The organism is Paenibacillus farraposensis, from assembly GCF_020736845.1.
GTDB classification, from domain to species: Bacteria; Bacillota; Bacilli; order Paenibacillales; family Paenibacillaceae; genus Paenibacillus; species Paenibacillus farraposensis.
Map to the genome: position 1 here is coordinate 15,585 of NZ_JAFFQR010000079.1, position 12,548 is coordinate 28,132.

The following is a 12,548-nucleotide window of genomic DNA, read 5'->3' on the forward strand; positions in this document are numbered from 1 at the left end:
GTGTTGTTTAAGCTACTTTCCACATCATCTGCTGGTTGGAATCATAAGAGTACGGTAATAATATTTTAAAACAGCAGGTGTTGCTTAAGCAAACTCTGACAATTTAGCTGAAGGAAGGAGCATAATGGGCATTAGACAAAATAGGCTCTTGATATTTGGTGCTGGTGTGATTGGCAGTGTCTACGCTCTCCGATTTGCACAGTACGGATTGGACGTAACAGTGTTGGCACGCGGAAAGAGATTGGATGAGCTGAAAAAGAACGGACTGCGATACAACGATAATGGAACGATTAAGCAAATACCGATCAAGACGATAGATAAGTTAGAAGATGATGACGTTTATGATTACATTTTTGTTCCCGTACGATATGATCAGGTCGAATCTGCCTTAACTGTTATTAAGAATAATCAGAGCAAGACCATAGTCACCTTGACCAACACCATGGGATATGATCACTGGCTTGAAATCGTGGGTGATCGGTTACTCCCAGGATTCCCGGGTGCCGGTGGAGACATTAAAGAGGATGTTCTATACGCCCAATTCGGATCCGAAAAACATCAAGGAACCATTTTTGGTGAAATAAATGGACTGGTAACCGAAAGAGTAAAAGATCTTGCCAAAATATTTGAAACGGTGGATTTGCAATATGAAATCCAAAAAAACATTTTAGCATTCCATATCTCTCATACTGCTTTGGCTATCGTCAACAAGCATTTCTACACAGAAGATGGAATGGTGGATGTAGAGACAGCAAAAAGTGAAAGCATTTTATGTAAGATTGCAGCTGATATTAAACAAAACATTCAACTGGTAGAACACGCCGGAATACCGGTAATCCCACCCGAAACAAAGGCGATGGGTGAATTGCCAGACAACGATATTATTTCTCGTTACCGTCAGATGTTGAGTAATGACTTTATCATTGATGTTATGCTTGGAAATCATGCCGTAAATCAAAAAGCAGAAATCATGTTGTTGGATGAGACGTTTCACAAAGAGATGTCACAACGATGATATTAAGGCTTTTCATGGGAGTTTCAATAAGCTCCAGTTCTTTTCATTTATCCATACTTGATCATTCGCAAAACCACTGTCGTGCTGTTCTGGGGCCATTGGAATATGTTTCAAACTTATATTCCAAGATGGTCGGCCTCCTTGATTGCTCCGGGTATTACGACGTGGAACGTTAGTTCAATGAAATCAGCGACAGTCTAGGACTTTATTTCGTATTATTAGGTCAACCAGAGATTTCTGGGGTCATCTAATACTAAGTTCCAGCAATCTGACGATTATCCCTTTCTCAAAGCCCGTAATATCAAGCCTTCCTGTCTAAAACTTTATTTCCATCGGACAACTGGTTGGTAATGCGGCGATGCCGATCATCGCGTTGTATGTGCCCATAGCAATACTCGCTGGCCTTCAGGTACAATATCGGCAATTAAGCCTTCTGTATACCTTCCGTAAACGCATAATAAAGCCCGTACAAGATGAACAGTATCCATCCATGTGACGTTCTTCGCAATGCCAAATCCAAAATAAATAGGAGCAAAGATCACAAATCCGAGATCAGTACCGGACGACGACCAATGCGATCCGAAAGCATGCCTACTGACATGGATAAAATACTACCGGTTAAATTAAACGTGAAAAAAGCAAGTGGAATAAGAGAAGGAAGCATTCTCGTGTCTTGCCCCTGCAAAGCGAAACGCATCAGAGAAATTGCCGACCGTAAACAGGGTTGAAATCAAGGAAAACCATACAAACCGACGTTTTAAGTTCCTAAACCCGATTTGAGGGAGTTTTGCCTGTTTTCCGGTGCCACGTGATTCTTTTTCCTTTAAGAAAAAGAGGATCAAGATAACCGATGAATAAGCCGATTTTTCCTACGCTAAGACAGGAATAATCGGCTTCTGTTTAATTATTAACTGGTGACAAAATTAGTGCGAATTGAAAGCCAAAACAAAAATAATGCAACTTAGTTCCCTGTTCACTTTTCCGACTATGGATAGCAAGAACATAGCGATGGGTAAGAATTGAAAATAATCCACAAAACTTGTATGCCTCATCCAATACAATGAATCATCAAATGTAGCCAGGCCAGTTAAGAGTACCTATGTCATTATACACAGTAAGAAAAAGGTTACCAGAATGGTGAATGCCCATTTGTATTTTATCATCGTGTTTTTCCTATCATCATTATTTCAATGACTCTTTTAGAAATGAACTGACATTGTTCATATACTCATCGGTGTATTCGTTAATTGCATCCATATGATCACCCTTTTGCGGCGTCCATAGTTTTGCATTTGGGTTTGACTTTAGGGAATTATAAAGTTGTACTGAATTTTCATATGGTATTTGGAGGTCAGCCTTTGTGTGTATCAAAAACACTGGCTTTGATTTTACTGTCTTCAGGTCATCGATTGGAGACAATTGTTCTAACGGAATCCCATATGCATATTTCACAACTCCAATTATCAGCGGGTTAAACGGAAAAGAAGGAAGATGTGTAAAGTATGAAAGCCCTTCTGATAAAAACAAATTCGCATTGCTAAACGAACTGTCCGCAATTACAGCATCTATTCGATCATCGTGGCTGGCAACCATTAAGGAAGTTGCCCCGCCCATAGAAAATCCAAGTACCGCAATTTTCTTCCCGGCTTGTCCCCGTTCTTTAAGATAAGATAAGGCACCTTCCAAATCTTTTTGCTCATTATACCCCAGTGTAACCATTTTTCCGTCTGACTCGCCTTGTCCACTTAAATCAAAAGCCAAGATATTGTAACCCTCAGGTATAAAATGTGCCACAAGCTTTTCAGTGCGACCTTTCACCCAACGGTTACTCCCGTATCCGTGAACGACGACGAGCGTCTGGTTGCTATTATTTGCAGGAAAAAATACTCCCTTAATCGTTCGATCACCTTCACTGCTCTTGAATGAAACCTTTTCGTATGGGTAATCCAGCGAATAAAAAGAATCTGTATTTTGGGTTAAATGAGTCAACTTATAAGAAACGAGAAATGAAAAGCCGACAAGCAGAACAACGAGAAAGAGAAACGCGGATAATATCCATTTGATCAATTTCTTTCTTTTAGGCATCTTCGCTGTATGGATATTAGTTTGCACTTCAGCTCCAACCTTTTCCTGTGTATTTTCTATGGATCTCTTCAAAATTTCTGCCATAGCGTGTTTCCAGCTCTTCCTTCATATCGTGCATAATTTCGTGGATGACCACATCGTGGAAGAAGTTGTTAAGCAATAGTTTTGTTAAAGCAGGATGTTCGGTGATTAATGCCTTTGTAGCCACGTTGCTTCCTCTGACCCCAATAATCGCTACTTTTCTATCGATTAAAAAAGAGAATTTTCTCCAACCGTCTTCTTGCCATGATTCCTCTCTGTCATCAATCAGTTTACTTTTCAAAGGCAAATCAACATGACCCACTGTAGAAATAAGCACGGAAACACCCTTTTTCTCATTCTCCAATAATAGATCGCCTAGTAGTTGTGCCTCCTCCGACCAAAAATCTGCTAAAATTACTTGCTCCGCTCTGTGTAACTCCCAAGTAATTCGTTCAACAACTTGTTTTTCTCCGTCAATGGTATAAAAGTCATCCAGGCTGCGAACATTGGAAGGGAAGTGCTGTTTTAGGAAATCAAATGAAGAATCCATGTTTTTTTGAATTTTACCTTGGATCTCATCAATAGGGATTGCATGAAAATGTGTAACATCCCCTACCGAACTTAATAACATCCCTTTATCTAAAAGGGTCTGAAGAGTCGCATATACATTTGACCGTGAAACACCAAGTTTCTTTGCTACCTCATAACCAGTCATTTTTTGGTTTTCTGCTAATACGACGATACATTTACTTTCTAACTCGGTGAAACCTAGCTTCATAAGATGAGATATCATCTGCTCCATCAGCACACTTCCTTTAGTAGTTTTATATGGAACCACTATATACCGCAAGTTAATTCATGTCAATAAAAATTGTCCCCATTATCTTAAAACGTAAGCATTACTGTCGGTTAGCTTAACGCTTCGGCCAATGAAACCGACAAAAAAAGCCGAATCATAGCCCCTTGCAGATGCAAGAGGGCTGTCTCGGCTTAGAGTAAACGCTAAGCCAGGCATGATTTAAGGCTTATCGTATATTTTCGTTAAAATGTTGGTGGGACCCCAAGAGTGATTCCTTCGTCTTTTGCGCTTTGGACAATTGCTTTGGAGATGGGGTGTTCTGAAAGGTTTTCGAGCGAAGCAGTCAGTTTCAAGAGAGATTCTTGATTATGTCCATGGAATGGTATGATACCCGTGAGCTTTGGTTTACCTTCGGTGAGGGTTTAAACAACACTCCCTTACGAGCTCCGTTAGACATGCCGAAAAGGACAACTGGCTGTTTAATGAAAATAAAGTTATAGACTGAGAAAATAAAGTGTTAGACCGTGAAAATATAGTTCTAGACTGGCAGCGGCGGCGTTAAGCCAACGGACAGGATGGTAGTTAAATATGTTATGGATTGTGCAAAGCTTATTCCGTCTATTCGAAGGAAGATTAGTAGAAAATGCAAAGTGCCCAACAGGTGCTAACAAGTATTTTCAAGCACTAGGAAGCAAACAGATTGATAAAGTGATCGAATTGGTTCATGATGAAGCGAAATTTATTATTCTTGACAGATTGTCAAGCCAAGTGCGATAGTTCTTCATAGCTTTGTTATAAGTGTTCTGACCAAATCGCGTATATTCATCTTTATTTTGAAATGAATTTGTTCTTAAGAGTTCTATATAGCCAATAATACTTGTAAGTGGCGATTCGTCGAGTCAAAGCGAGAAAAGTAATAATAAACATAACCGTAAAAAGGGGTAAGAATATACGAAATGAAATTCAGGAACCACTCGGATTCCATGCCATGGCCAATCTGATCAAAAGGTTAACCTGGATCCTTTTTTTTCTTTTTGCAAGATGGATAATATGAATTTGGATACGCTTGTGACGCGTGCCATTTCGGGGAGTCCCTTACTCGTTTCATGTTTTTGGGAACAGAAGAACAGCCATGCTCTTATGAACATGGCTGTTTTTGTTTTCTCATTCTTAGAAACCTTTGTATTGTGGTTCTTCATTCTCTAACTGTTGTACTCGGCCTTCAACTTGCTGCAAAATTTGTTGTGTTTGCTGAGCCGCGTTTGTAAAAAGTGTTTTTGCTTCTTGATTTTGGGTGCTCAACGCGAATGTTTCTAAGCTAGCTTGAGCGCTTTTTAAAGAAGCAACACATGTTTTGACATCGGAAGCTACGGTCATTTCAATTCACCTCCTTTTACGGATTAAGGGCGTGAGGAACAAAAATACTGCTATTCCTGCCCAGGCAACATATATAATGTATCCCCTTTTTTCGAAATCATACACCAGTAAGGGAGATAAAAAGCAAATCAAAGGAAAATGAACTGGAACAAAAAATGAAGATTTACATTCAAATGAATAAAAAGGTGAAAAACTGACAATCTTGCATATATAAGGTTTACCATCAATTGGGAAAGTTACACTTGTGCAAAGATAAAGGGGGCTACATGATGCCAGATTGGTTACTTATTTCACTACGAACATTGTTAGCGATTGTCGTACTTTTTATAATGACTAAGATATTGGGAAAGAGGCAGGTTTCCCAACTATCCTTTTTTGAGTACATAACCGGGATCACGATCGGAAGCTTAGCAGCCTATACTTCACTGGAGATGGACCAAAAATGGCATTTAAGTGTCATTTCATTGTCTGTATGGGTATGCGTCTCTTTAGGGATCGAGTTTTTACAACTTAAGAGCAAAAAAGCAAGGGATTTTATCGATGGTAAGCCAAGGGTCATAATTAAAGACGGAAAAATATTGGAGGATAACCTTAAGAAGGAACGACTTACCACTGACGAACTGATGCAACAGTTGCGAAAAAAAGATGTTTTTCTAGTGTCGGATGTAGAATTTGCGATTATGGAACCGAATGGAGAAATGGACGTCCTGCTAACGAAAGAAAATCAACCTCTAACACCCAAACACCTTGGCATTACAGTCGCGCCCGAAAAGGAACCGCAGATAGTCATTATGGATGGAAATGTCATGGATGAACCATTGGCTGTGATGGGACTCAACCGGGGTTGGTTGGATACGGAACTCGAAAAGATAGGCGTTGCAGTTGAAAACGTGGTTCTTGGCCAGGTAGATGCCTATGGCCAGCTTTATGTTGACTTATTTGACGATCAGATCAGAGTCCCTAAGCCTCAGAATAAAGCTACTTTACTGTCGACTTTAAAAAAATGTGAAGCGGATCTTGAAATGTTCAGCCTGTCCACCACAGCGCCAAATGCAAAAAAAATGTATGAAGAATGCGCCAAAGAGCTGGCACAGGTCATTAAGGAAGTCAGACCGCTACTCATTCGTTAGACAAGATGATCAGGAGGATTAAAAATGAGCAATGAAAAGATGAAAAAAGCAACGCCAGTCCAACAGGAGTACCAACAGCTCGCCAACCAGCTTGAACCCAAACGGCCCTTATTCCAAAACTGCTGGCGTGCGTTTCTTGCCGGGGGGCTGATTTGTGTGATTGGACAAGCCATTCAGGAAATGTTTGTTCATTGGGCCGGCTTTGATGAAAAAAAAGCAGCCAATCCCACTGTTGCCGTGCTAATTCTCATTTCCGTTATTTTAACGAGCCTTGGCCTATATGACAAATTAGGGCAATGGGCGGGTGCCGGTTCGGCTGTTCCCGTAACTGGCTTTGCAAATTCAATGGCATCCGCCGCTATTGAACATCGCAGTGAAGGTTTTGTATTAGGTGTCGGCGGAAAAATGTTTAAACTTGCTGGTCCGGTTATTGTTTTTGGAACTGTAGCGGCATTTGTTGTCGGGATCATCACGTTTGTGCTTAAGGGAACTGGAGGAGGACACTGATATGCTAAAAGGGCATCAAAGTTGGATCTTTGAAAATAAACCGAAGATTAAGGCTTCGGCGACCGTAGTTGGCCCATTTGAAGGCAGAGGGCCGCTTGCCGGCGATTTTGACATCATACATGGTGACTCCATGCTGGAAGAAGAAAGCTGGGAAAAAGCTGAAAAAATATTGATTGAACAGGCCGCAAAACTGGCGATTGAAAAAGCAGAGTTAACCAAGGAGCAAGTCCATTTTCATATTGGCGGCGATTTGATGAATCAAATCATCAGCACCAGCTTTGCTGCTCGTACGCTGTCGATCCCCTATCTTGGTGTGTTCGGTGCCTGTTCAACCTCGATGGAAAGCTTGGCTCTTGCGTCCGCACTCGTCAATAGTGGAGCAGCAAAATTCATACTGGCAGGGACCTGCAGTCATAATTCAAGCGTAGAGAAGCAGTTCCGGTATCCGACAGAATACGGTTCACAAAAGCCGCCAACTGCCCAATATACCGTGACCGGTGCCGGTGCAGCGATCGTTTCGCAAGAAGGGGAAGGGCCTGTCATCACGTCAGCGACAATTGGCCGGGTTATCGATATGGGCATTACCGATCCCTTTAATATGGGGGCAGCCATGGCACCTGCTGCGGTGGACACCATTCAAGCTCATTTTCGGGATTTACAAATCGAGCCCGGTTATTATGATCTGATCGTCACAGGCGATCTGGGTAAAGTAGGCTATGACATTGCCTGCAAATTGTTTGAAAAACATAACGTTCCGATGCATCAAACGGAGTATGCCGACTGTGGCATGATGATTTACGACTATGATACTCAGATGGTGCAGGCGGGGGCAAGCGGTTGTGGTTGTTCGGCCGTTGTTACCTACGGTCACTTATTGAAACGCATGCGAATGGGAGAAATCAAACGCATGCTTGTTGTTGCTACCGGGGCGCTCTTATCACCGCTTTCGTACCAACAAGGAGAAAGTATTCCTAGTATCGCACATGCTGTAGCGATCGAATCAGGAAGGGGAATCTGACATGATCTTTTTATGGGCCTTTCTTGTAGGGGGCGCAATTTGCGTATTCGGACAGATTTGTTTCGATGTGTTTAAACTGACTCCAGCTCATACCATGACATTACTTGTCGTGCTGGGAGCAGTCGCGGACGGACTTGGCTTTTATGACCCGCTCGTTAAGTTTGCCGGGGCCGGAGCTTCTGTTCCAATCACTAGTTTTGGAAACTCCCTGGTTCACGGCGCTTTGGAGGAATTACAGAAAGACGGATGGATCGGAGTCATTACCGGTATATTCAAGGTCACCAGCTCAGGTATTTCGGCAGCCATTATTTTCTCATTTTTGGCAGCCTTGCTGATTAAGCCAAAAGGTTAAGTGGCTACCTTAATGACTGAAGAGTTGAACGAACTGTTTGATCAGTTCGTTCAATGGTCTGCGGCCTTGATAGGAAGGTGGTGATTATATTACTCCAATAGTCCCAGTTCCTTATATACGTTGATCGTGACGATGCCAGTTGGGGACATCTGGTGATCACGCTGATATCGTTTTAGGGCAGCAGTAGTATCGGAGCGAAACTTGCCATTGCAAATTCCTTTGAAGTAACCTGCGCTCTTCAAGCGAGATTGAATCAATTGTACCTCTCCCCCGACGTCACCTTCCGCCAAGTCCTTTGGATCTCGATCAGACTCCCCTAATACATGGCCAAATATGATCACTTTTGTGCCTAGAGGGATCAGATTATACAATTCCTTGACATCGTGATTCCACATTCGAATACAACCATGGCTTTTATGCTGCCCAATAGAATACGGCCTATTGGTTCCATGAATGCCGTAATATCCCCAAGGCACATTTAATCCAAGCCAACGCGGACCAAAAGACGGTCCCCAGTTTTCCCCTTTGTATACAATTTTATATTCCCCAATGGGTGTAGGGGTTGAATGATTTCCAACAGCGACCCGATACATTTTCACCTTTTTCCCATTCGCTCGTACAATAAGTTGGTGCTTCCGAGGAAAGATTTCGATTGCGTATACTCCTTGTTCAGATACGATCGGTAATGACGGATCGGCATGTACACTTATCCCCCGGAAAAGGGCAGACAAGTAAAGAAGCGAAACCAGTACGACAATTCGAAGAGGGGGTGAATGCATGCTAAGCTTCATTATTATCACCATTTCGTATTAAGGTAGCAGGGCAGAGAAAAGCATATTACTGGACAACCTTATTTTTTACCTAACGGTCTTTGTCTATTCCTATGTGAGAAAGCATGATTTTTACAAACCCAAATGGTGTAAATATCCGGCAGCAATCAACGAAAATACCTTTAGGCGACATAAAAAATTTATTCTTTTTGATATCAGTGATCCTTCTCATGATCGAAAGATGAAAGTTGGTCTAGAATACATGATTTCTGGATTAGTAGGCGTGATTTGTCTCTGGATTACGGATTATGAGAATTTGGGGGTAGAAGAGATCATAGAACAGTTGAGTGAAATTCATTTTAATGGCGTGATAGACTTATTTAAAAATACTTAACAGCAGCTTAGGGTTAAACTGCCATTAGCTTAACAAACTTTGAGAAAAACAACATCATTGTCAACAAAAAAATTGATTTTAGCAAGCTTATGCCGGACGCTAGAGTTTTATAAATCACGGCGAATGGGGTATTAGTGATTTATTATAAGCCAGGAGGATTGAATATGGCCGTGCAATTTACAGAGCTGTACGAGCGGTTCGAGCAGTTGAAGCGCATGTGAAAATAAACCCGAGATTGGCCAGCTTTGTATAACAAATATTTGCCTCGTGCATAGTAAAGATGAGCGCTACTCAGTAAAGGAGGTTTTTCAGCATGAATGTTCAAAGAGCACAAGAAATAGCATCTTCTCCCATAATGGCGAATGTGCTGTGTGATGGACAACCCATTTATATTCAGCATGTGAACGAGCAGAGTGAGACGGCACGCATCTATGCGCTGAATCATCCGGAGGAGGAGCGGGAAGTACCTTTGTACACATTAACAGAGCGAGATCAGACCCTGGAATAAAAAAGGAGCGATACGAGAAAATGAAACCCAATCAACAGAAAGTCGTCGAGGCTGACCGTTTGAATTTTCGTGACCAGACTGATGATGTGGTAAGAGAAGTACCTGCCACGACGAATGCCAGCGAAGCAGTTGCTGCGATGACCTCACATATCAACAAATACGATGTACCGGATGAGTTGGAGGAAAAATAGAGAATGACCAAGCGCGCACAGATATCCTGCTGCGTGCTTTTTTATTTGTTCAAAATCACTTTTTACATGGTTTTGTCCATCAGCTTTTCGCGTATAGTTTGATGCTATTACCCGAGATGTGAAATACGAGTTTTTTTTCTGGATTTTAAAATGGAATTTGACTAGTATATAATCATATAGTTATATCCTTAAGGGGGTTACACAATGCAACAACTTGATTATGTAGCCGATCACTTAAAGCTATTGGGGGATAAAACGCGGCTGGCCATGCTTTCCCTGTTAAAAGAACGAGAATGGTGTGTTTGCGAGTTTGTGGATATCTTCGATATTTCGCAGCCAGGCATTAGCCAGCATTTAAGAAAATTAAAGTCGAAAGGGATTGTAAAAGAAGAAAGACGAGGACAATGGGTATATTATTCCTTAAACGTAGACGACAAGCCGCATATTCAAGCTGTGCTTGAATGTATACAGGATTCAAAGCATATTTTAAAAATGTTGTTTTAGATATAAGTATATACTTATAAGGTGATGGGGGTTTGAACATTGGTTTTGTTGGCATGCATTATATTCTTAGCCACTTTAGTGTTGGTGATCTGGCAGCCTAAAAATCTGTCTATTGGCTGGTCAGCCTGCGGGGGAGCCGTACTTGCTCTACTGGTGGGTGTCGTCGATTTGCATGATGTTTGGGAAGTTACCCGGATTGTCTGGAATGCGACTTTGACTTTTGTGGCCATTATTCTGATTTCGTTGGTGTTTGATAAAATCGGCTTCTTCGAATGGGCAGCACTTCACATGGCGCGGGCTGCGCGGGGAAGCGGAACCCGGATGTTTGTTTATGTGACCATACTGGGTGCCGTTGTGGCTGCTTTTTTTGCCAATGACGGCGCAGCCTTAATCCTGACGCCCATTGTACTTGCGATGGTTCGAGCGCTGAAATTGGATGAGAAAATGGTTTTCCCTTTCATCATGGCAAGCGGATTTATTGCCGACACGACGTCGCTTCCGCTTGTAGTCAGCAACCTGGTGAACATTGTATCAGCCGATTTCTTTGGGATCACGTTTATGGAATATGCGAGTCGCATGATTGTGCCTAATTTATTTTCCTTAGCGGCTAGTATTGTGGTATTGTATCTCTTTTTCCGCAAAAGGATTCCGAGAACATTTGATGCTGCACAGTTAATAATGCCTGCAGAAGCGATTAAAGACCCAAAAATGTTCCGCATGTCCTGGTTTGTTCTCGCGGTGCTGTTGGTTGGATACTTTGTGTCCGAATTTTTTAATATTCCTGTTTCGGCGGTAGCTGGCGTGATTGCCTTATTTTTCTTGCTGATGGCGAGAAGAAGCACTGCGGTACCGATAAAAGAAGTCCTTAAAGGCGCTCCATGGGCCATCGTATTTTTCTCCATCGGGATGTATGTTGTGGTGTATGGTCTGCGTAATGCAGGTTTAACAGATCTGCTGGCTCATGTGATTCAAGCGGCTGCTGATCAAGGGATGTTTGTGGCCACCATGAGTATGGGCTTTATCGCTGCAGTCATCTCGTCAGTGATGAATAACATGCCTACGGTCATGATTAATGCGCTTGCCATAAATGCCACCCATACTACCAGCATGATCAAAGAGGCGCTGATTTATGCCAATGTGATTGGATCGGATTTGGGGCCGAAAATAACCCCGATTGGTTCATTGGCGACATTATTATGGCTGCATGTGCTTGGCTCTAAAGGCGTGAAAATCTCTTGGGGAACTTATTTGAAAACAGGCATTATTTTAACGGTTCCTGCACTTTTCATTACCCTGCTGGGACTATACCTGTGGCTAGTTATTTCATAATTGAACCTTAAAGGAGACGTTTATCATGGGGAAAAAGACAATTTACTTTTTGTGCACCGGTAATTCTTGCCGGAGTCAAATGACAGAAGGCTGAGCCAAGAAATACTTGGGAGACGACTGGGACGTGTACAGTGCAGGTATTGAAGCCCACGGCCTTAATCTTAAAGCAGTGCAGAAGCAGAAATCGATATTTCAGGTCAAACTTCGGATATCATTGATCCGGTCTTGCTAAACAGCGCCGATTTGGTTGTGACATTGTGCGGGGATGCGGCTGATAAATGCCCCGTCACACCTTCACAAGTTCGTCGTGAGCATTGGGGATTTGATGATCCGGCTAAAGCAGCAGGAGCGGAAGAAGAGAAATGGGCTGTTTTCCAGCGAGTTCGTGATCAAGCGGGAGAACGCATTAAACATTTTACGGAAACCGGAGAATAGTAGAACGTTCAGCCGGGGGCAATCCCGGCTTATTTTTTAAAAAAATAGAGAAAAGTACAGTCCTGATAACAATTTTTGAGCGGGACTTTTTTAGAGCTGGTTTATCAGGAAAA

General features: G+C 42.2%; 15 protein-coding genes and 2 pseudogenes. 12 read left to right on the forward strand and 5 right to left on the reverse strand.

The genetic code is table 11. The features are described from left to right. The first annotated feature begins 124 nt into the window (after nt 1–124). Complete coding sequence (locus JO375_RS12705; protein ID WP_229524824.1) at nt 125–1,015, forward strand: ketopantoate reductase family protein; 891 nt, start codon at nt 125–127, stop codon at nt 1,013–1,015. Between the two features lie 923 nt (nt 1,016–1,938). Here JO375_RS12705 and JO375_RS25025 read toward each other — a convergent pair. The 3 genes and pseudogenes from JO375_RS25025 to JO375_RS12715 all read right to left on the reverse strand — a co-directional run. Beyond that, nucleotides 1,939–2,100: pseudogene (locus JO375_RS25025) on the reverse strand (DUF6220 domain-containing protein); the annotation flags it as partial. Nucleotides 2,101–2,197: 97 nt separating this feature from the next. Next, nucleotides 2,198–3,184 carry an alpha/beta hydrolase gene (locus tag JO375_RS12710; protein WP_229524825.1) on the reverse strand — a complete coding sequence of 329 codons (987 nt, stop codon included), beginning with the start codon at nt 3,182–3,184 and terminating at the stop codon, nt 2,198–2,200. After that, nucleotides 3,129–3,923: a TrmB family transcriptional regulator gene (locus tag JO375_RS12715; RefSeq protein ID WP_229524826.1), complete on the reverse strand. Its 795-nt coding sequence runs from the start codon at nt 3,921–3,923 to the stop codon at nt 3,129–3,131. Before JO375_RS12715 ends, JO375_RS12710 begins: the two co-directional genes overlap by 56 nt. Nucleotides 3,924–4,508: 585 nt before the next feature. On the opposite strand from JO375_RS12715, the gene JO375_RS12720 reads away from it, so the two are divergent. Then, entirely contained in the window at nt 4,509–4,697 is a 189-nt protein-coding gene (locus JO375_RS12720; protein ID WP_229524827.1) for a hypothetical protein, read from the forward strand. 393 nt (nt 4,698–5,090) lie between these two features. On the opposite strand, the gene JO375_RS12730 is transcribed toward JO375_RS12720, so the two are convergent. Continuing rightward, complete coding sequence (locus tag JO375_RS12730; protein ID WP_014280765.1) at nt 5,091–5,297, reverse strand: DUF1657 domain-containing protein; 207 nt, start codon at nt 5,295–5,297, stop codon at nt 5,091–5,093. Between the two features lie 269 nt (nt 5,298–5,566). On the opposite strand from JO375_RS12730, the gene JO375_RS12735 reads away from it, so the two are divergent. Genes JO375_RS12735 through spoVAE form a run of 4 tightly spaced genes read left to right on the forward strand, consistent with a single transcriptional unit; the run spans nt 5,567 to nt 8,304 of the window. Next, nucleotides 5,567–6,427 (forward strand): DUF421 domain-containing protein, encoded by an 861-nt coding sequence (locus tag JO375_RS12735; protein ID WP_229524828.1) that lies wholly within the window; start codon nt 5,567–5,569, stop codon nt 6,425–6,427. A 24-nt stretch (nt 6,428–6,451) separates the two neighbouring features. Beyond that, complete coding sequence (gene spoVAC / locus JO375_RS12740; protein WP_229524829.1) at nt 6,452–6,934, forward strand: stage V sporulation protein AC; 483 nt, start codon at nt 6,452–6,454, stop codon at nt 6,932–6,934. 1 nt (nt 6,935) lies between these two features. Continuing rightward, nucleotides 6,936–7,952: a stage V sporulation protein AD gene (spoVAD, locus tag JO375_RS12745; RefSeq protein WP_229524830.1), complete on the forward strand. Its 1,017-nt coding sequence runs from the start codon at nt 6,936–6,938 to the stop codon at nt 7,950–7,952. A 1-nt stretch (nt 7,953) separates the two neighbouring features. Next, nucleotides 7,954–8,304: a stage V sporulation protein AE gene (gene spoVAE, locus JO375_RS12750; protein WP_229524831.1), complete on the forward strand. Its 351-nt coding sequence runs from the start codon at nt 7,954–7,956 to the stop codon at nt 8,302–8,304. A gap of 89 nt (nt 8,305–8,393) precedes the next feature. Here the strand turns inward: spoVAE and JO375_RS12755 are convergent, their stop codons facing one another. After that, nucleotides 8,394–9,083, reverse strand: coding sequence for a L,D-transpeptidase family protein (locus JO375_RS12755; RefSeq protein WP_229524832.1), 690 nt, complete (start codon nt 9,081–9,083; stop codon nt 8,394–8,396). 106 nt (nt 9,084–9,189) lie between these two features. On the opposite strand from JO375_RS12755, the gene JO375_RS12760 reads away from it, so the two are divergent. The 6 genes and pseudogenes from JO375_RS12760 (at nt 9,190) to arsC (ending at nt 12,435) form a co-directional block, all read left to right on the forward strand. Continuing rightward, nucleotides 9,190–9,468: a hypothetical protein gene (locus JO375_RS12760; protein ID WP_229524833.1), complete on the forward strand. Its 279-nt coding sequence runs from the start codon at nt 9,190–9,192 to the stop codon at nt 9,466–9,468. 313 nt (nt 9,469–9,781) lie between these two features. Beyond that, on the forward strand, nt 9,782–9,976 hold the full coding sequence (locus JO375_RS12765) for a small acid-soluble spore protein H (RefSeq protein ID WP_229524834.1): 195 nt from the start codon (nt 9,782–9,784) through the stop codon (nt 9,974–9,976). Nucleotides 9,977–9,996: 20 nt separating this feature from the next. Beyond that, complete coding sequence (locus JO375_RS12770; protein ID WP_229524835.1) at nt 9,997–10,167, forward strand: hypothetical protein; 171 nt, start codon at nt 9,997–9,999, stop codon at nt 10,165–10,167. A 204-nt stretch (nt 10,168–10,371) separates the two neighbouring features. Next, entirely contained in the window at nt 10,372–10,671 is a 300-nt protein-coding gene (locus JO375_RS12775; protein WP_229524836.1) for an ArsR/SmtB family transcription factor, read from the forward strand. A gap of 39 nt (nt 10,672–10,710) precedes the next feature. Next, nucleotides 10,711–12,000 carry an arsenic transporter gene (locus JO375_RS12780; protein WP_229524837.1) on the forward strand — a complete coding sequence of 430 codons (1,290 nt, stop codon included), beginning with the start codon at nt 10,711–10,713 and terminating at the stop codon, nt 11,998–12,000. A 25-nt stretch (nt 12,001–12,025) separates the two neighbouring features. Further along, a pseudogene (gene arsC / locus JO375_RS12785) lies at nt 12,026–12,435 on the forward strand (arsenate reductase (thioredoxin)). Nucleotides 12,436–12,548 lie beyond the last annotated feature (113 nt).